The organism is Bradyrhizobium sp. 27S5 (genome assembly GCF_037217225.1).
Classification (GTDB): domain Bacteria; phylum Pseudomonadota; class Alphaproteobacteria; order Rhizobiales; family Xanthobacteraceae; genus Bradyrhizobium; species Bradyrhizobium septentrionale.
The window spans coordinates 749620-768248 of record NZ_CP147714.1 but is presented as its reverse complement, the minus strand read 5'-3'; the positions used below and the strand labels follow the sequence as shown (position 1 = coordinate 768248).

General features: G+C 65.9%; 15 protein-coding genes. 8 read left to right on the top strand and 7 right to left on the bottom strand.

Going from position 1 to position 18629, the window contains the following annotated elements; all coding sequences use genetic code 11:
• The first annotated feature begins 344 nt into the window (after positions 1–344).
• From tldD to WDM24_RS03650, 4 genes are read left to right on the top strand one after another with little or no spacing between them, the layout of a single operon-like run.
• Complete coding sequence (gene tldD, locus WDM24_RS03665; RefSeq protein WP_338830502.1) at positions 345–1769, top strand: metalloprotease TldD; 1425 nt, start codon at positions 345–347, stop codon at positions 1767–1769.
• Positions 1769–2539: a signal peptidase I gene (gene lepB / locus WDM24_RS03660; protein ID WP_338830501.1), complete on the top strand. Its 771-nt coding sequence runs from the start codon at positions 1769–1771 to the stop codon at positions 2537–2539. Before tldD ends, lepB begins: the two co-directional genes overlap by 1 nt.
• A gap of 11 nt (positions 2540–2550) precedes the next feature.
• Positions 2551–2898: an MmcQ/YjbR family DNA-binding protein gene (locus tag WDM24_RS03655; protein WP_338830500.1), complete on the top strand. Its 348-nt coding sequence runs from the start codon at positions 2551–2553 to the stop codon at positions 2896–2898.
• On the top strand, positions 2895–3461 hold the full coding sequence (locus WDM24_RS03650; protein WP_338830498.1) for a nucleotidyltransferase family protein: 567 nt from the start codon (positions 2895–2897) through the stop codon (positions 3459–3461). The genes WDM24_RS03655 and WDM24_RS03650 overlap by 4 nt, the downstream gene beginning before the upstream one ends.
• 218 nt (positions 3462–3679) lie before the next feature.
• Here the strand turns inward: WDM24_RS03650 and WDM24_RS03645 are convergent, their stop codons facing one another.
• From WDM24_RS03645 to WDM24_RS03635, 3 genes are all read right to left on the bottom strand, one after another.
• Positions 3680–4234 carry a PAN domain-containing protein gene (locus WDM24_RS03645; RefSeq protein WP_414645677.1) on the bottom strand — a complete coding sequence of 185 codons (555 nt, stop codon included), beginning with the start codon at positions 4232–4234 and terminating at the stop codon, positions 3680–3682.
• A 143-nt stretch (positions 4235–4377) separates the two neighbouring features.
• Positions 4378–5748 carry a glutamate--cysteine ligase gene (locus WDM24_RS03640; protein ID WP_338830496.1) on the bottom strand — a complete coding sequence of 457 codons (1371 nt, stop codon included), beginning with the start codon at positions 5746–5748 and terminating at the stop codon, positions 4378–4380.
• 93 nt (positions 5749–5841) lie between these two features.
• Positions 5842–6366 (bottom strand): helix-turn-helix domain-containing protein, encoded by a 525-nt coding sequence (locus WDM24_RS03635; RefSeq protein WP_338830495.1) that lies wholly within the window; start codon positions 6364–6366, stop codon positions 5842–5844.
• Positions 6367–6495: 129 nt separating this feature from the next.
• Between WDM24_RS03635 and gstA the strand changes: the two genes are divergently transcribed.
• A complete protein-coding gene (gstA, locus tag WDM24_RS03630) occupies positions 6496–7113 on the top strand; it encodes a glutathione transferase GstA (RefSeq protein WP_338830494.1) in 618 nt (205 codons plus the stop codon).
• Between the two features lie 234 nt (positions 7114–7347).
• Positions 7348–7656 (top strand): hypothetical protein, encoded by a 309-nt coding sequence (locus WDM24_RS03625; RefSeq protein WP_224741895.1) that lies wholly within the window; start codon positions 7348–7350, stop codon positions 7654–7656.
• Positions 7657–7960: 304 nt separating this feature from the next.
• Here WDM24_RS03625 and WDM24_RS03620 read toward each other — a convergent pair whose 3' ends face one another.
• The 4 genes from WDM24_RS03620 to WDM24_RS03605 form a co-directional block, all read right to left on the bottom strand.
• Complete coding sequence (locus tag WDM24_RS03620) at positions 7961–10174, bottom strand: FAD-dependent oxidoreductase (protein ID WP_338830493.1); 2214 nt, start codon at positions 10172–10174, stop codon at positions 7961–7963.
• A 140-nt stretch (positions 10175–10314) separates the two neighbouring features.
• A complete protein-coding gene (locus WDM24_RS03615; RefSeq protein ID WP_338830492.1) occupies positions 10315–11523 on the bottom strand; it encodes an acetyl-CoA C-acetyltransferase in 1209 nt (402 codons plus the stop codon).
• A gap of 75 nt (positions 11524–11598) precedes the next feature.
• Complete coding sequence (locus WDM24_RS03610) at positions 11599–13386, bottom strand: acyl-CoA dehydrogenase C-terminal domain-containing protein (protein ID WP_338830491.1); 1788 nt, start codon at positions 13384–13386, stop codon at positions 11599–11601.
• Positions 13387–13494: 108 nt separating this feature from the next.
• Positions 13495–13911, bottom strand: a complete 417-nt coding sequence (locus tag WDM24_RS03605; protein WP_338830490.1) for a nuclear transport factor 2 family protein — start codon at positions 13909–13911, stop codon at positions 13495–13497.
• A gap of 162 nt (positions 13912–14073) precedes the next feature.
• Between WDM24_RS03605 and WDM24_RS03600 the strand changes: the two genes are divergently transcribed.
• The gene (locus WDM24_RS03600; RefSeq protein WP_166301901.1) at positions 14074–14661 is read left to right on the top strand and encodes a PadR family transcriptional regulator; all 588 of its coding nucleotides are present in this window, start codon (positions 14074–14076) and stop codon (positions 14659–14661) included.
• 371 nt (positions 14662–15032) lie between these two features.
• Positions 15033–18602, top strand: a complete 3570-nt coding sequence (locus WDM24_RS03595) for a hypothetical protein (RefSeq protein ID WP_338830489.1) — start codon at positions 15033–15035, stop codon at positions 18600–18602.
• Positions 18603–18629: the final 27 nt, after the last annotated feature.

Genomic DNA, 18629 nt, shown 5'->3' with positions numbered 1-18629 from the left:
TCGCGCTTTGGCTCTTTGTTTAAGCATGATCTTTTCGGAAAACCGCTTCGCACTTTTCCGGAGCATGCTCTGATGACGACAAGGTGAGGATCGGGGGAGGCTGCCGTGATCGGCCGCATGGCTGCAGGCTCTCCCGGTTTACGCCCCGAAACACTATCTCTGACAGTCGTCATCCGGGTCTGAACCGGGACCGGCGCAGGTTTCCGGGTTGTGAGATGAGTTTTGCGTTCGTTTCTGCTTCATTTGCCCGAAATCCCTGCTGCTTGTTCCGCACTGGCAATCAGCCGCGCTTCAGGCAAGGATGACGAGGAATCGCCAAGGAATCGCACTGCGTCGGAGTGACCATGACCAATCCTGCCACGACCTCCCTGATCGACCGCGCCAATCTGGACCGCGATGCTGTCCGCCGCGAGGTGGCGCGCGGGCTTGAAGGCGCCGACGACGGCGAGTTGTTCCTGGAGTACGGGCAGACCGAGGCGCTGGTGTTCGACAACGGCCGGCTGAAGCAGGCGACCTACGACACCTCGCAGGGCTTTGGCCTGCGCGCGGTCAAGGACGACGCGGTCGGCTATGCGCATTCCTCCGACGTCTCGATCCCGGCGCTGATCCGCGCCGCGGATGCGGTGGCGGCGGTGCGCGGCGGCTATGCCGGCACGTTCGCCGCGGCGCCGGCGCATACGAACATAAAACTCTATGGCGACGAGAACCCGCTGGACGGCCCGACCTTCGAGGCAAAAGTAAAACTGCTCGGCGAGATCGACGCCTATGTCAGGGACAAGGACCCGCGGGTGCGGCAGGTCTCGGCCAGCCTCACTGCGACCTGGCAGGTGGTCGAGATCCTGCGGCCCGATGGCGAGAGCTATCGCGACATCCGCCCGCTGGTGCGCGTCAATATTTCCGTGGTCGCCGGCCAGGGCGACCGGCAGGAGAGCGGCAGCAAGGGCTATGGCGGCCGCGAGGGCTATGCGCGCTTCATCGAGACCAAGGCCTGGCGCGACGCCGCCGACGGCGCGCTGCGCGAGGCGCTGGTCAATCTCGAATCGGTGCCGGCACCCGCCGGCGAAATGGACGTGGTGCTCGGGGCCGGCTGGCCCGGCGTGATGCTGCATGAGGCCGTGGGCCATGGGCTCGAGGGCGATTTCAACCGCAAGCAGACCTCGGCTTTCGCAGGGCTGATGGGCAAGCAGGTCGCGGCCAAGGGCGTCACCGTGGTCGACGACGGCACCATGGCGTCGCGCCGTGGCTCGCTCTCGATCGACGACGAGGGCACGCCGACCAACCGCACGGTGCTGATCGAGGACGGCATTTTGGTCGGCTACATGCAGGACCGCCAGAATGCCCGACTGATGGGCATGAAGCCGACCGGCAACGGCCGGCGGCAGAGCTATGCCCATGTGCCGATGCCGCGCATGACCAACACCTACATGCTGTCGGGCGACCGCGACCCGGCCGAGATCCTCGCCTCGGTGAAGAACGGCATGTATGCCGCCAATTTCGGCGGCGGCCAGGTCGACATCACCTCGGGCAAATACGTGTTCCAGTGCACCGAGGCCTACAAGATCGAAAACGGCAAGCTCGGCGCGCCGCTGAAGGGCGCCATGCTGATCGGCAATGGACCGACCGATCTCCACAGGATCACCATGATCGGCAACGATCTTGCGCTGGATACGGGAATCGGCACCTGCGGCAAGAACGGCCAGGGCGTGCCGGTCGGCGTCGGCCAGCCGACGTTGCGGATGGAACGGATTACGGTCGGAGGAACGGGCTAGTGAGCAGCGGAAACGAAGTCGTGACGGCCAAGCCGACCAGCTGGCGCGGGCAGGCCGTCCAGCTGGCCGCGATCGTGGCCGTCGTGTTCCTCGCCAAGGGCGCGATCGCCGAGCCGTTTTACGTGCCGTCCGGTTCGATGGAGCCGACGCTCCTGATCGGCGACGCGCTGGTTGCCTCGAAATTCCCTTATGGCTACGGCGCGGCTTCGCTGCCGATCCAGATCACGCTGCCGGAAACCGGCCGGGTGTTCGGCGAGACGCCGAAGCGCGGCGACGTCGTCGTGTTCCGCTGGCCGGGCGACCGCTCGCAGGCCTGGGTCAAGCGCGTGGTCGGGCTGCCCGGCGACCGCATCCAGATGCGGCAGGGCCAGCTCTTCATCAACGATCATCCGGCGGCGCTGAAGCCCGACGGCACCGGCTTTGCCGAAGACGATCGCGGCGGCGGCGAGGAGGCCTATCGCTATGTCGAGACGCTGCCGAACGGCGTCAGCCACGCGATCTTCAAGATCCGCGACAACGGCCGGCTCGACAACACGGCCGAAGTGACGGTGCCACCGGGCAATCTGTTCGTGCTCGGCGACAACCGCGACAATTCCGCCGACAGCCGCGTGCCGGTGCGCGACGGCGGCGTTGGCCTCCTGCCGATCGACAATCTGATCGGCCGCGCCGACGCGGTGGTCGGCTCCTGGGACATGGGCATCCGCAGCCAGCCGGTCTGGACCTGGCTGTCCGGCTTCCGCCTCGCCCGCTTCTTCACCTCGGTGCAGTGAGCTCACCAACCGTGACCTTCGACGACGTCAGGACCCTGGTGCTGGCGTGGCCGGAGGTCGAGGACGGCTCTTCCTACGGCACGCCGGCGCTGAAGGTGCGCAAGAAGATGCTGGCGCGGCTCAAGGAGGACGGCGACAGCCTGGTGATGCCGGGCGTGCCGCAGGATGAGCGCGACATACTGGTCGAAAGCCAGCCCAAAGTGTTCTATTTCACCGATCACTACCGCGACTACCCGATGGTGCTGATCCGCCTGTCGAAGGCCAGGCGTCAGACCGTCGAGCCGCTGCTGCGCCGGCATTGGCGCACGCTGGCGTCGAAGAAGGCAGTCAGGGACTACGACGCGACCGCCTCGTCGTGACGCAAGACGAATTCCTCACGGCTGCGCTCCGCAACCCGGCCAATCAAGCGATATCAGACGATCTGCACCGCCTCGCTTTGCCTGACGCCTGGCTGGTGGCCGGCTGCCTGGTGCAGACCGTGTGGAACGTGCTGACGAACCGGCCGCTCGATCATGGCATCAGCGACTACGACATCTTCTATTTCGATCCGGATACGTCGTGGGAGGCCGAGGACGCTGTGATCCGCGACATCAAGGCGCGGCTCGGCCATCTCGGTGTCGCGATCGAGGCGCGCAACCAGGCCCGCGTCCATCTCTGGTATCCCGGCAAGCACGGCCTGCCCTACCCCGCACTGTCGCGTTCGAGCGACGGTATCGATCGCTTCCTCACCGAGAACACGCGGATCGGCATCCGCCGCAGCGCCACAGGCTACGACGTCTATGCGCCGAGCGGTTTCGACGATGTCGCGGGCTTGATCGTACGGCCGAACCTCACCGCAAACTTTTCCGCGGCGAACTATGCGGCGAAGACAGCGCGGTGGAAGGCACTGTGGCCGGAGATCACCGTGCTGGCGGCTCAGTGAGGGCACAAGCTGCACCGGCATGCGAGATGCTGCCTCTCCCCTTGTGGGAGAGGCCGGAACGCATGAAGCGAAGCGCAATGCGATCCGGGTGAGGGGTTGCGGTCTCTCGAGGGACTTCAGTTCACGGACGGCCCTGAACCCCTCACCCGGATTGCATCTCGCGATGCAATCCGACCTCTCCCACAAGGGGAGAGGTGCAGTGCGTAACTGGACGGACGCTAGCGCACCACGCCCGAGGTGAACCCCGCCTTGCGGCGCGGCGGCTTGATCTCTTTCTTCAGGAAGCAATGCGCGTCGCGGCCGGCATAGCCGGGCCGGGCGTAGGTCCAGGCGCGGCACTTGTTGTCGGCGGTGCAGGCAGCCTGGCAGGCCTCGTCGCCGTCGCTGCTCTTCAACTCGAAATTCTTGTAGTCGCCGCCGAGGCGGTCGATCGAGGTTTCGATGGCACCGTTGCGCGGCTCGACCACGCCCGCGCCGCGCACTCCGGACACGCAGCAATTGTCCTGCACCCGTGGCGGCACGCTGTTCTTCAGCCAGCACACCGCGCCGTTGTTGACATCGTTCGGATAGCTGAAGCTCCAGGCACGGCAGCGGCGATCGCGCTCGCAGGTGAGCGCGCAATCGGCGGGATCGCCCGACGTCACGGGCGCGTTCAGATAGTCGCCTCCGGGACGGTCGAAATTGGTCTGCGCCAATACCGGGCGCGCGACGAAAGCGGCCATAAAGACCGCGAACATCACCACAGACGCCCTAAAGAGGCGGCCTATCCCCATGAGATTGCTTTCAAATTCGCGCAGCCCCGCGCATCCCGCGGGCCGTCATTTGAACGCCATGAACCTGTACGGCTGATGAACGGCGGGTGCGACACCACCGCCGTCCGCGCGCGTTTCGAGCCCGGATTGGGGTTAGCCAGGGATTAGAAGGCGTATTCCCGATAGGCCGGCTCCACCGAGCCCTTCCAGGGACCGTTGAACTTCTCCAGCATCTCCTCGGCCGGCGAGCGGCCGGTCTCGATGATGCGCTCGAGCGGTTCGAGGAAGCGGCTCTCGTCGCGCCCGAGATGATCGATCCGGCCGCGGCGCCGCAATCCGGCATGCGACAGGATCAGGCACTCCTTGGCGATCTCGAACAGATAGCGGTCCTTGATCCGCGCCTTGAAGCCGAAACGCGGCACGTCGTCGCGCAGCGCCTGCCGCTCCGGCGCGGTCCAGTGCCGGACGATGTCCCAGGCGGCATCGAGGCTGTCATTGTCGTAGAGCAGCCCGACCCAGAACGCCGGCAGCGCCGGCAGCCGGCCCCACGGCACGCCGTCGGCGCCGCGCATTTCGAGATAACGCTTCAGGCGCACCTCGGGGAAGATCGTCGAGAGGTGATTGGCCCAGTCCGACAAGGTCGGGCGCTCGCCGGGCAAGACGGCATTCTTGCCGGCGAAGAAATCCCGGAACGAGGAACCGGAGACGTCGATATATTCCTCGCCGCGCTTGACGAAATACATCGGAACGTCGAGCGCGTAATCGACATAGCGCTCGAAGCCCATGCCGTCCTCGAACGCGAACGGCACCATGCCACTGCGCGCATTGTCGGTGTCGCGCCAGATCTCGGAGCGGAACGACAGGAAGCCGTTGGGCTTGCCTTCGGTGAACGGCGAGTTGGCGAACAGCGCGGTCGCGATCGGCTGCAGCGCCAGCGACACGCGCAGCTTCTTCACCATGTCGGCTTCGGAGGAGAAGTCGAGATTGGTCTGAACCGTGCAGGTCCGGAACATCATGTCGAGGCCGTATTTGCCGACCTTCGGCATGTAGTTTCTCATGATCTTGTAGCGCCCCTTGGGCATCACGGGGATCTGCGCCCGCGACCAGGACGGCGTCATGCCGAGACCGAGGAAGCCGATGCCGAGCGGGGTCGCGATCTCCCGCACCTGCGCCAGATGCGCCATCAGCTCCGACTGCGTCTGATGCACGGTCTCGACCGGCGCGCCCGACAATTCGAACTGGCCGCCCGGCTCGAGCGAAATCGCGCCGCCGCCGGTGACGTCATAGAGCCCGATGATGTTGCCGCGCTCCATGATCGGCTCCCAGCCGAGCAGGAGCTTCATGCCCTCGAGCAGCGCGCCGATGCCCTTCGCGCCTTCATAGGGCACGGGATGGTAGCCCTCGAGCGTGAACGGTGTCTTCTCATGCTCGGTGCCGATCCGGAACTCGGATTCGGGTTTCACGCCGGCTTCAAGCCACGCCACGAGTTCGTCGCGCGACTGCAGCGGCGTCATGTCGATCTGGTCACGCGCCATACGAAATCCAACTCAAGGGCGCTTCGATCGAACGCGCGCGGTGGCAGGGACATCCGCGAGCCACAACGGCTGCGGATGATGGGATCAGGACTATCATCGGGCAGGCACGCCGTCTCGGGCAGGCGCAGCCTTGCTATCGTTCTTGGTCTCGTTCTTGGCGTCGCTTTTGGCGTCGCTGCAGGAGCAGCCGAGACGGTCGAGCAGACCGCACAGCCTGTTCGCGTCGGCATCGGATAATTTCGAGCCGACATGCTTGTCGATCGCGGCCGAATAGGCGCTCCACATCTTCTTCTGGAGCTCGCGTCCAGCCTCGGTGATCTCGACGAACTGGCCGCGCTTGTCGATCTTGCATTCGCGCCGCGCGGCAAGCCCCTCGTCGACCAGCTTGTCGATCAGCCGCGACGTCGAATATTGCGGAATCAGCATCTGCCGCTCGAGCTCGACCGGGCGCAGCTCGCCGGACGGCGCGCGCGACAGCTCGAGCAAGGCGTCATACCAGGCGAGCGGCGGAAAGCCGGCCTTCTTCAGATCCTGCTCGACGCAGTCCAGCACCCGGCTCGGCACCCGCATCAGGCGGATCCAGGCGGCGGTCGCCTCGCTCGATAGCTTGCGTTTCATGGTCTAGCTCATAAGGTCCCGGAACCAGTGTACCGCACTGAATGCATCTGCATCAATCTTGACTATTTCATGCAGGTGCATGTAGGCAATCCCTCTCCGGACGCCAAGAACAAGGGAAGGAATACCCCCATGAAGCTTTATTACTCCCCCGGTGCCTGCTCCCTCTCCCCCCACATCGCCCTGCTCGAGGCCGGCCTGCCCTACGACCTGGTCAAGGTCGATCTGCGCGCCAAAAAGCTCGAAAACGGCGACGATTTCCTGCAAGTGAACCCCAAGGGCCAGGTGCCCGCGCTGGCGCTGGATAGCGGCGAGATGGTGACCGAGGGGCCGATCATCATCCAGATGATCGCCGACAGGGTCGCCGACCGGAAGCTGGCGCCCGCCCGCGACTCCAACGAACGCTACAAGCTGCTCGAATGGCTGAACTACATCACGACCGAGCTGCACAAGAATCTCGGCCCGATGTTCGCACCGGCGCTCGCCGACGACGCCAAGGCCTTCTTCAAGGACCGCGCCATGGGCAAGTTCAAATATGTCGAGAGCCAGCTCGCCGGACGCGAATACCTGATGGGCAACCAGTTCACGGTCGCCGACGGCTACCTCTTCACGATGATGATGTGGGCGAACGACCGGCTCGGCTTCGACTTCTCCGGCCTGCCGAACGTGACGGCCTACAAGGCCCGCGTCGCGGCGCGCCCGAAGGTGCAGGAAGCGCTGAAGAAGGAAGGCCTGCTGAAGGCGGCCTGAGCCTGGCGGCACACCACAGTCGACAAAGAGCCGGATCGCCGATCCGGCTCTTTTTGTGTGGCCACCAGGCTACTTTCGGCAACCGAAGATAGAACGTCTCAATTTGACCCGCATTGTACCGATTAATACTAAGTCGGTGTACTTGCGGCTGAGGGCGTTGCTGTCCTTGTTCGCGCGATCCAACTGACCGACTATGAGCTGCGGCGCGCCTTCCGCTCCAACTGGTCTAAAAATGTGACGATCGCCTTTACCCTTTTGTTGACCAGCACCCTCGTTGGGTTGGCAACCAGTTTGTATTTTCGGGTTTGGACGTTGATGCTGGTGTCACCGCTGATCGCGGTGCTAGCGGCGGTCATGCTCCAATCCGACGGCTTTTCGTTCGCCACCGGCGCTCCGCTCGTCGTCGCCTGCCTCGCGTTCAGCCAACTCGCCTATCTCGCCGGCGCCTTGCTGTCGCCGGAGGCTGACGGCTCAGTTGCGGAAGAAATCGACGGCGTGCCAGGCGGCCACCGCGAGCATCAGATCCGCCGCCAGAAAAAGTAGCATCAGGCCGGTCCACAGCGGGCCTTTGCCACGCAGCCGAGGGGAAATCCGGCGCGGCCGCGGCAGCAACGCGTGTCTATCCGCGGTCCCGGCGGCACCTTCCTTGAACGCAGAACTCATTGCACGCCCACCCTTGATGCTGATCGTCGTCCCGACGATCGCCCAGCAAGAGTGATGCCAGCAGCGTGGTGGCAGTGCGGAGCGAGCGTGGCGGGAGTTTGACCGGCGTGACCGTCACGCAACAGGATCAAGTCGGATCGATGACCCGGCCTGATCCCGTAGCGATTTGGAACGCGACGAAGGCTTACGCCGCCTGCTTCTTCGGCGGGAAGCGGCCGTAGAAGGTTTCGCCCTTGGCCGCCATCTCCTCGAGCAGTTTCGGCGGCGTGAAGCGCGAGCCGTACTTCTTCTCGAAGGCGTGGCAGAGCGCGACGAAGTTCTTGGTGCCCATGAAGTCGATATAGGACAGCGCACCACCGGTGAACGGCGCGAAGCCGAAGCCCAGGATCGAGCCGACATCGGCCTCGCGCACGTCGGTGATGACGTGATCCTCGACGGTGCGCGCGGCTTCCACCGCCTGCACGACCAGGAAGCGCTGCTTCAATTCCTCGACGCTGAGCGTGTCGGGATCGAGCTGCTTCGGCTGCAGGCTGGCGAGCCCCGGCCACAGGCTCTTCTGGCCCTTGCCCTTCTCGGGATAGTCGTAGAAGCCCTTGCCGTTCTTGCGGCCGAAGCGGCCCTGCTTCTCGACCATCTCGACCATCAGCTTCTTCTGCGCCTGGTCGATCGCGTTGGGGCCGAGATCGGCCTCGGTCGCCTTGGTGATCTTCAGCCCGAGGTCGAGCGCGACCTCGTCCTGCAGCGACAGCGGACCGACCGGCATGCCGGCCATCTTGGCGGTGTTCTCGATCATCGCCGGCGGCACGCCTTCGAGCAGCATCTCGTTGCCTTCGGAGATGTAGCGCATCACGCAGCGGTTGGCGAAGAAGCCCCTGCTATCGTTGACAACGATCGGCGTCTTGCCGATCGCACGCACGTAGTCGAGCGCGGTCGCCAGCGCGACGTCGCCGGTGTTCTTGCCGAGGATGATCTCGACCAGCATCATCTTCTCGACCGGCGAGAAGAAGTGGATGCCGATGAACTTGCCCTGTTCCTTGAACTCCTCGGCCAGCGAATTGATCGGCAGGGTCGAGGTGTTGGAGGCGAAGATCGCGTCCGCCTTCAGCAGCGGCTGCGCCTTGGCATAGGTGTCGGCCTTGACCTTGCGGTCCTCGAACACCGCCTCGATGACGAGATCGCAGTCCGAGATCGCGTTGTAATCAGATGTTGCCGAGATGCGCGCCAGGATGGCGTCGCCGGCCTCCTGCTTCATCCGCCCCTTGGCAATCTGCCCGTCGACCACGGCCTTGGCGTGGCCCTTGCCCTTGTCGGCGCTGTCCTGGTCGCGATCGACCAGCACGACGTCGATGCCGGCCTGCGCCGAGACATAGCCGACGCTGGCGCCCATGAAGCCGGCGCCGATCACCGCGAGCTTCTTCACCTTGGTCGGCGGCACATTGGCCGGGCGGCGCGCGCCCTTGTTCAATTCCTGCATCGACAGGAACAGCGAGCGGATCATCGCCGCCGCTTCCTTCGAGCGCAGCACCTTGGTGAAATAGCGCGACTCGACGCGGAGCGCGGCGTCGATCGGCAACTGCAGGCCTTCATAGACGCAGCTCATGATGGCGCGCGCGGCCGGATAATTGTCGTAGGTCTCGCGGCGATAGATCGCGTTGCCGGCCGGGAACATCTGCATGCCGGCCTTGGAGAACACCAGACCGCCGGGCAGCTTGAAGCCCTTCTCGTCCCACGGCGCGACGGCCTTGCCACCGCCCTTGATCCAGTCCTTGGCGGCCTTGATCAGGTCGGCCGCGGGCACGACGGCGTGAATCAGATTGAGCGCCTTGGCCCGATCGACCTTGATCGCCTCGCCCTTGAGCAGCAGCGTCATCGCATCCTGCGGCTGCACCAGGCGCGGCACGCGCTGGGTGCCGCCGGCGCCGGGGAACAGGCCGACCTTGATCTCGGGCAGGCCGAGCCGGGTCTTCGGATTCTCCGCCGCGACGCGGTAGTGGCAGGCCAGCGTGATCTCGAAGCCGCCGCCGAGCGCGAGGCCGTTGATCGCGGCGACCCACGGCTTGCCCGAGGTCTCGATCGCGCGGAACGCCTGCGACATCTGGCGGCTCTGCTCGAACAGCATCTGGTTGGCGGCTTCCTCGCCCTTCTCCTTGAGAAGCTGCGCATAGCTGCGGTTCATGCCCTCGAGCATCGAGAGATCGGCGCCGGCGCAGAACGCCTCCTTGGCCGAGGTGATCACGACGCCCTTGATCGCTGCGTCGCTGGTCGTCTGCTTGATGATCTCGCCGATCTCCTGGGTCGAGAGATCGTCGAACACGTTCATCGAGCGGCCCGGGATGTCCCAGGTGACCAGCGCAATGCCGTCGGCGTCGACTTCGAACTTGAAATTCTTGTAGGTCATGTAAGTCGCTCCCAGTCTCTCCGTCATCCTGAGGTGGCCTCGCTCTTGCGAGGCCCTCGAAGGATGACTCGGTGAATTTTATCCATCCTTCGAGGCTCGGGCTGTCGCCCTCGCACCTCAGGATGACGCTGCCTGCTCGGCTACACCCGCTCGATGATGGTGGCGGTGCCCATGCCGCCGCCGATGCACAGCGTCACCAGCGCCGTTTCCTTGTTGGTGCGTTCGAGCTCGTCGAGCACGGTGCCGAGGATCATCGCGCCGGTCGCGCCGAGCGGATGGCCGAGCGCAATCGCGCCGCCATTGACGTTGATCTTGGCGTTGTCGATGTCGAAGGCCTGGATGTAGCGCAGCACCACCGAGGCGAAGGCCTCGTTAAGCTCGAACAGGTCGATGTCCGACTTCTTCATGCCGGAGCGCTCGAACAGCTTTTCGGTGACGTCGACCGGACCGGTCAGCATCATCGCGGGCTCCGAGCCGATATTGGCGAAGGCGCGGATTCTTGCCCGCGGCTTCAGGCCGTGCTTCGCGCCCGCCTCCTTGCTGCCGAGCAGCACCGCGCCGGCGCCGTCGACGATGCCGGAGGAGTTGCCGGCGTGATGCACGTAATTGACCTTCTCGACCTCGGGATGCGACTGGATCGCCACCGCGTCGAAGCCGGCCATCGCCGCCATCGCCGCGAATGACGGCTGCAGCTGCGCCAGCGACTGCATCGTCGTGGTCGGGCGCATGTGCTCGTCCCTGGCGAGGATGGTCAGGCCGTTGACGTCCTTGACCGGCACCACCGAGTTCTTGAAGCGGCCCTCGTCCCAGGCCTTGGCCGCGCGCTGCTGGCTTTGCACGGCATAGGCGTCGACGTCATCGCGCGAAAAGCCGTATTTGGTCGCGATCAGGTCGGCCGAGATGCCCTGCGGCATGAAATAGGCCGGCACCGCCGTCGAGGGATCCATCGGCCAGGCGCCGCCGGAGGCGCCGATGCCGACGCGGCTCATCGATTCCGCGCCGCCGCCGATCACGAGCTCATGCTGGCCGCTCATGATCTGGGCCGCGGCGAAGTTCACGGCGTCGAGCCCGGAGGCGCAGAACCGGCTGATCTGCACGCCCGGCACCTTCTCGCCGAGACCGGCCTTCAGCGCCGCGAAACGGGCGATGTCGGAACCGGCCTCGCCGACCGGATCGACCACGCCGAGCACGACGTCGTCGACGGAGTTTTCGGGAAGATTGTTGCGCTCTTTGAGCGCCGTCAGCGGCGCCGTGGCGAGCGCCAGCGCGGTGACCTCGTGGAGCGCGCCATCGGCCTTGCCGCGGCCGCGCGGGGTACGAACGTGATCGTAGATGTATGCCTCAGGCATGACGCCCTCCTTGATATGAGGATCATAATATATAACGGAAGGAAGCGCCGCCGCACGGGGTGCGGCGGCAATTTTTCAGAACGCTTCCGCAGCCAGTTCCATCGTGGTGGCGCTGCCGCTCTGGATCCGCGCCAGATGCACCGCGGTCTCCGGCAGCAGCCTCTCCATAAAGAAGCGGCCGGTGACGAGCTTGGTGTTGAGGTAGGGCGTCGCGCCCGCGCCGATCTTGTCCTGCGCCACCTTGGCCATCCTCGCCCACATATAGCCGAGCGCGACAAGGCCGAACAATTTCATGTAGTCGGTCGCGGCGGCGCCGGCATTGTCGGGCTTGGCCAGCGCGTTCTGCATCAGCCAGCCGGTGGCCTGCTGCAGATGGCCGAGCGCGGTGGAAAGCGGAGCGACGAACGGCTTCATCGCCTCATCGGCGCCGTGCTCCTTGGCGAAGGCCGTGACCTCGCCGAAGAACGCCATCACGGCGCGGCCGCCGTCGCGCGGCAGCTTGCGGCCGACCAGGTCGAGCGCCTGGATGCCGTTGGCGCCCTCATAGATCATCGCGATCCGCGCATCACGCACGAACTGCTCCATGCCATGCTCGGCGATATAGCCGTGGCCGCCGAACATCTGCTGCGCCGAGACCGTGTTGGCGAACCCGGTGTCGGTCAGCACGCCCTTCAGCACCGGCGTCATCAGGCCCATGTGATCGTCCGCGGCCTGGCGATCCTTGGGATCGTTGGAGCGGTGCGCGACGTCGCTCTTCAGCGCGGTCCACACCACCATGGCGCGCGCCGCCTCGTTGAAGGCGCGGATGGTGAGCAGGGTGCGGCGGACGTCGGGATGCACGATGATCGGGTCGGCCGGCTTGTCGGCCGCCTTGACGCCGGTCAGCGCGCGGCCCTGCAGGCGCTCGCGTGCATAGGCAACCGCGTTCTGATAGGCGACTTCGGACTGCGCGAGGCCTTGCACGGCGACGCCGAGGCGGGCCTCGTTCATCATCACGAACATGCCCTGCATGCCCTTGTTCTCTTCGCCGATCAGCCAGCCGGTCGCGTTGTCGTAGTTCATCACACAGGTGGAATTGCCGTGGATGCCCATCTTGTGCTCGATCGAGCCGCAGGTGACGCCGTTGCGCTGTCCGAGCGAGCCGTCGGCATTGACCAGCACCTTCGGCACCACGAACAGCGACACACCCTTGATGCCGGCCGGCGCGCCCTCGACGCGAGCAAGCACCAGATGGATGATGTTCTCGGTGAGGTCGTGCTCGCCGGCGGAGATGAAGATCTTGGTGCCCGTGATCTTGAAGCTGCCGTCGGCCTGGCGCACCGCCTTGGTGCGGAGCAGGCCGAGATCGGTGCCGCACTGCGGCTCGGTCAGGTTCATGGTGCCGGTCCACTCGCCGGCAATCATCTTCGGCACATAGGTCTTCTTCTGCTCGGGGGTGCCGTGCACCAGCAGCGCCGCGGTCGCGCCCATGGTGAGGCCGCCATACATCGAGAACGCCATGTTGGCGGAGATCTGGAATTCGCCGACCACCTGCGAGAGCGTCACCGGCAGGCCCTGGCCACCATACTCAGTCGGCGCCGCCAGGCCGAGCCAGCCGCCTTCGGCGACCTGCTTGAAGGCGTCCTTGAACCCCTTCGGCGTGGTGACGCTGCCGTCGTCACTGCGCTTGCAGCCTTCGAGATCGCCGACCCGGTTGAGCGGCTGCAGCACTTCCTCGCTGAGCTTGGCGGCCTCGCCGAGGATCGCCTCGCGCACATCGGCCGACGCGTCGGTGAAGCCGGGAAGATTGCCGTAGCGATCGATCTGGAAAACGTCGTTCAGCAGAAAGCTGACGTCTTCAACAGGGGCTTTGTAGGTTGGCATGCTGGTCTCCCGGCTGGCCGTGGTCGCATCTGCGACTGACGCTTGCGCAGCTTTGTCGTTGGTTTGTTGGAGCGGACCTTATCCGGTTCCGGAGGTCCGCGGCAGGTCCTATCGAGACTGTGATTGCGACGTTGCGCCGCTTTGCTGCATCAACTGCTCGCCCATCAGCCGATGCAGCAGGTTGATCGCCTTGAGCGGACGCACCATCACCTTGAAATGCGTGATCCGGCCGTCAGCATCGAACGTGATGATGTCGACGCCGTTGAGCTTGATGCCATCGATCTCGTTCTCGAATTCGAGCACCGCGCCGGTGTCGTTGCGCCATTCGCCGAGATATCTGAAGGTCGGGCCGCCGAGCACCTTGGCGGCGCTGGTGAGATATTTGAAGGTGATGTCGCGACCGCGCTGCGGCGTGTGCACGACAGGGCTTTCGAACACCGCGTCGGGATGCAGCAGATCCCACAGAGCGGCGGCGTCGTGGGACTTCATGTAGGCGTACCACTTGTCGAGGCCCGGCTTGCTCATTCGGACGTCTCCTGCGGCGGGTTTGAAAGAAGCCTGAACAGCGGCGCGCGCGACAAGGCGGCACGCCGATCACCATATGCATATTGACGCATATGCACAGTAACGCATAAAGTCAAGCGAACTTGAGAATGGCCTTTTCGAGAACTCAGATGGAGGTGGGCGTTGGCACTCGGTGACGCAATCCTCGCATGCCTCACGGAACGTCCGATGACGGGCTATGAGCTCGCCAAGACGTTCGATGCCTCGATCGGCTTTTTCTGGAAGGCCGACCATCAGCAGATCTACCGGGAGCTCTCGCGGCTGCGCGACAAGGGCCACGTCCAGGGCCGCGAGGTGGTGCAATCGGGCAAGCCCAACAAGCTGGTCTACACCCTGACGGCCGAGGGCCGCGCGGCGCTGAAGCACTGGGCGGCGCGGCCGAGCGTTCCGCCCTCGATCAAGGACGACCTGCTGGTCCGGCTCTATGCGCTCGACTGCGTCGACATCGAGCCGCTGCGCACCGACCTGATGGCGCGGCTGGAGCATCACCGCGACCGCTATGAGCGCTACGAGCGCCTGCTCAACAAGCGGTTTCCCGACGGCACCGCGCCACCGGCCGATGTCGGCAAGATGCTGGGCTTGCGCATCGGGATGCGCCACGAGCGCGTCGTGATCGAGTGGTGCGAGGAGGCGCTCGACGCGCTGTCGGCGATCTCCGGTCGCGGCAATGTGCTGCCGCTCGATGACGGCAAGCGCGAGAGCAACGGCTAGAAACAAGTCTCCGACCTCCCCTTGAAAAGGGGAGGTCGCTTTGCTCGAAGAGCAAAGCGGGTGGGGATCATCTCTCTCCACGCGCCGCAGTGTGTGTGGCTGACCCCCATCCCGACCTTCCCCCCTTTCAGGGGGAAGGAGAAGTTGGAGCGGCACCGCAGATCACTGTCCTGATCCGGCGCAACAGGTTCCCGGATTCCCTAACTTTAAGGCCCGCCGGCCGCATTCCTTAACCCGTTATTTACCGTGACGGGAAAAAGTCAGCAGCTGAAGCAGACGACCAGCGCAGAATTCGATTGTCTCTTAACGGGAATGCGCGGGGAGGCTGCGGGGCGCAGGGTGTAGCGCCGGAGTCGGGACCGGACGGAATCATGAATTCGCGCGTATCGTGGAGTGTTGACGGCATCGATCCCTCCGTCCGCGAAAGGGCCGAGGCGGCGGCGCGCCGCGCCGGCATGTCGCTGAACGACTGGCTCAATTCCACCGTCGGCGAACCGAGCCCGCCGGATTGGCGCATGGAGCAACGGCAGCAGCCGATGCCGAGCCGGGAAAGCCGCGAGGTTGCGGACATCCATCAGCGGCTTGACGCCATCACCCACCAGATCGAACAGATCGCAAAACCATTGTCGCGCGGCGAAGCCGTGCGCGCCGAAATACCGCGCGGCCAGCCCGCCGTCGCGCGGCAGCTGAACGACGCGATCTCGCGCCTCGATGCGCGGCTGTCGCAGATCTCGCGGCCGCAGCCGGCGCGCGAGCCGCAGCCCCAGCCGGTGCGTGAACCGCAGATGCAGCGCGAGCCGCAGATGCCGGACCGCCAGGTCCAGGACCGCCAGTTGCAGGAGCGGCAATTGCAGGAGCGGCTGCGCCAGACCGAGGCGGTCGAGCGCGCCGCAGCCCAGGTCTACCGCCCCTCGCCGCCGCTGAGCCCGGCGTCGTTCGATTCCGCGATCGCGGAAATCGCCGCACGCCAGAACGAGCTGGACGGATCAGCATCACGGCAGATGCCGCCGCGCAGCGCGCCGCCGGTGCCGCCATCGGCCCCGCCGATGGCCGTCTACGCGCCGCCGGCTGCGCCCGCCGGCCCCGACTTTTCCTCGCTCGAGCGTCATCTGCTCAAGATCACGAGCCAGATCGAGGCACTGCAGCGGCCCGACCACATCGAGCAGTCGATCGCGGCCTTCCGCGGCGAGCTGGCGGAGATCCGCCAGGCCATTACCGAGGCGATGCCGCGCCGGGCAATCGAATCGATCGAGAACGAAATCCGCTCGCTGCATCACCGGATCGACGAGATCCGCCAGGACAGCAGCAACGGCCAGGCCCCGGCGATCGCCGGCATCGAACGCGCGCTGTCTGAGATCCGCGAGGCGCTGCGCACGCTAACCCCGGCCGAGCAGCTCACCGGCTACGACGAGGCGATCCGCAATCTCGGCGCCAAGCTCGACATGATCCTGCGCGCCAACGACGATCCGTCGACGGTGCATCAACTCGAGAGCGCGATCGCGGCGCTGCGCGCCATCGTCTCCAATGTCGCCTCCAACGACGCGCTGCTGCAGCTTTCCTCCGACGTGCATGCGCTGTCGGCGAAGGTCGACCAGCTGTCGCAGATGTCGCGCAGCGAATCCCACGGCGATGCCTTCGCCGGGATCGAGCAGCGCATTGCCGCGCTGGCCTCGACGCTGGAAAACCGCGAGCGGCCGGCCGGCTATGACAATGGCGATGCCATCGAAGGTGCGGTGCGCGCTTTGTCGGAGCGGATCGACCGCCTGCAGGTCGGCAATGACAGCTCATCGGCATTCACGCACCTCGAGCAGCGCGTCTCGTATCTGCTCGAGCGGCTCGAATCCGCCGACCAGCGCTCCGGCAATCTCGGCCGCGTCGAGGAAGGGCTGCATGACATCATGCGGCACCTCGAGGCGCAGCACGCCCACATCGCCTCGCTCGCCGACGCCACCCGCAACTTCAATGGCGCCGCGCCGCAGCCGATGATGGACACCGGCATCGTCGACCTGGTGAAGCGCGAACTGTCCGACATCCGCTTCAGCCAGTCGGAGACCGATCGCCGCACCCAGGATTCGCTGGAGACCGTTCACAACACGCTCGGCCATGTCGTCGATCGCCTGGCGATGATCGAGAACGACTTGCGCACGGTCCGCACGGCTCCGCCCGCCCCCGAAGCGCGGATGGAAGCGCCGCGGATGGAGATGCCGCGCGCGGCGATGCCGCAGCCCAGATCGGAAACGTACAAGCCTGAAACGTACCAGCCTGAAGCATACAGGCCCGAATTGCCGAATCCTGCGCAGGCGCAGGAGCACTTCATGTCCGCGCCGCGCGAATTCCATGCCGCGCAGCCGGTCGAGACTGCGCCGCCGCCGCTGCCGCCGCGCGCGATCAGCGAGATCCTCGAACCGCATGCGGCGTCCGCGCGCGCCGCGATCGCACCGGAACTGCCGCCTGATCATCCGCTCGAGCCCGGCACGCGCCCCTCGGGCCGCATGTCGTCGCCGTCGGAGCGTATCGCGGATTCCGAGCGCGCGATCTCTGATCTTCCCGCCGGCAAGAAGGAGCCGGTCTCGACATCGAGCTTCATCGCCGCCGCGCGCCGCGCCGCGCAGGCCGCCGCCGTGCAACCCGTCAACGAGAAGGCGGCGCGCGCCGCGAGCAAGGCCGCAGCCAAGGCCAAGGAAAAGGCCGACAAGGCCGCGAAGGCCGCTGCCGGAAAGGCCGGTGCACCGGCGACCGGCGCGCCGGAGGCCCAGCCGTCGACCATCACCTCGAAGATCCGCTCGCTGCTGGTCGGCGCGAGCGTGGTCGTGATCCTGCTCTCTACCGCCAAGATGGCGATGAACCTGCTCGACACCAGCTCCGCGCCGCAGATGCCGGCGATCGAGCACAGCGAGCCGGCCGCGCCCCCGCTGCCGCTGCAGCCGCCGGCCGAGAATTCCGCGGCGCCTGCACCGGCCGCGCCGTCTGGCCTGCCCGTGCCGTCGATGACCTCGCCGACCCCGCTCGGCCGCCAGTCCAACAACACGCCGGCGCCGAACACGCTCGACAGCGCGCAGGTCACGATCCCGCAGGCCGCGGCGCCCGCCGCTGCTCCAGTGCCGTCAGCAGCTCCGGCCGCGGCGGCACCGGCCGGAACCAGCGACATCACCGGCACAATTCCGACCGCGCCGCCGCTTGGCGGCAAGCTCGGCACGATCCAGATTCCCGCAGGCGAGAAGCTGCCCGACGCGATCGGCGGGCCGGCATTGCGCACGGCCGCGATCAAGGGCGATGCGGCCGCGGCCTACGAGGTCGGCATCCGCTTCGCCGAGGGCAAGGGCGTGACCGCCAATCTCGACGAGGCCGCCAAATGGTATGGCCGCGCGGCACAGGCCGGCGTGGTGCCCGCGATGTTCCGGCTCGGCACCTTCTACGAGAAGGGCCTCAGCGTGAAGCGCGACTTCGATATGGCGCGGCGCTACTACGTGCAGGCCGCCGAGCGCGGCAGCGCCAAGGCGATGCATAACCTCGCCGTGCTCGACGCCGATGGCGGCGGCAAGGGCGCCGACTACAAGAGCGCGGCGCAGTGGTTCCGCAAGGCGGCCGATCGCGGCGTCGCCGACAGCCAGGTCAATCTCGGCATCCTTTATGCCCGCGGCATCGGCGTCGAACAGAATCTCGCCGAGTCCTTCAAGTGGTTCAGCCTCGCGGCCGCGCAGGGCGACGCCGACGCCGGTCACAAGCGCGACGACATCGCCAAGCGGCTCGACCCGCAATCGCTCGCCGCAGCGAAGCTTGCGATCCAGACCTTCACCGCCGAGCCGCAACCGAGCGACGCGGTCAACGTGCCGGCCCCGGCCGGTGGCTGGGACACGGCCCCGGTGCAGCCCGCGGCGGCGAAGCCCGCCGCCAAGCAACCATCGAAGCGGACCGCGGCGCTGGCCGCTCCAACTCACTAGAGCATTTCGGTTCTGATTGAATCAGAA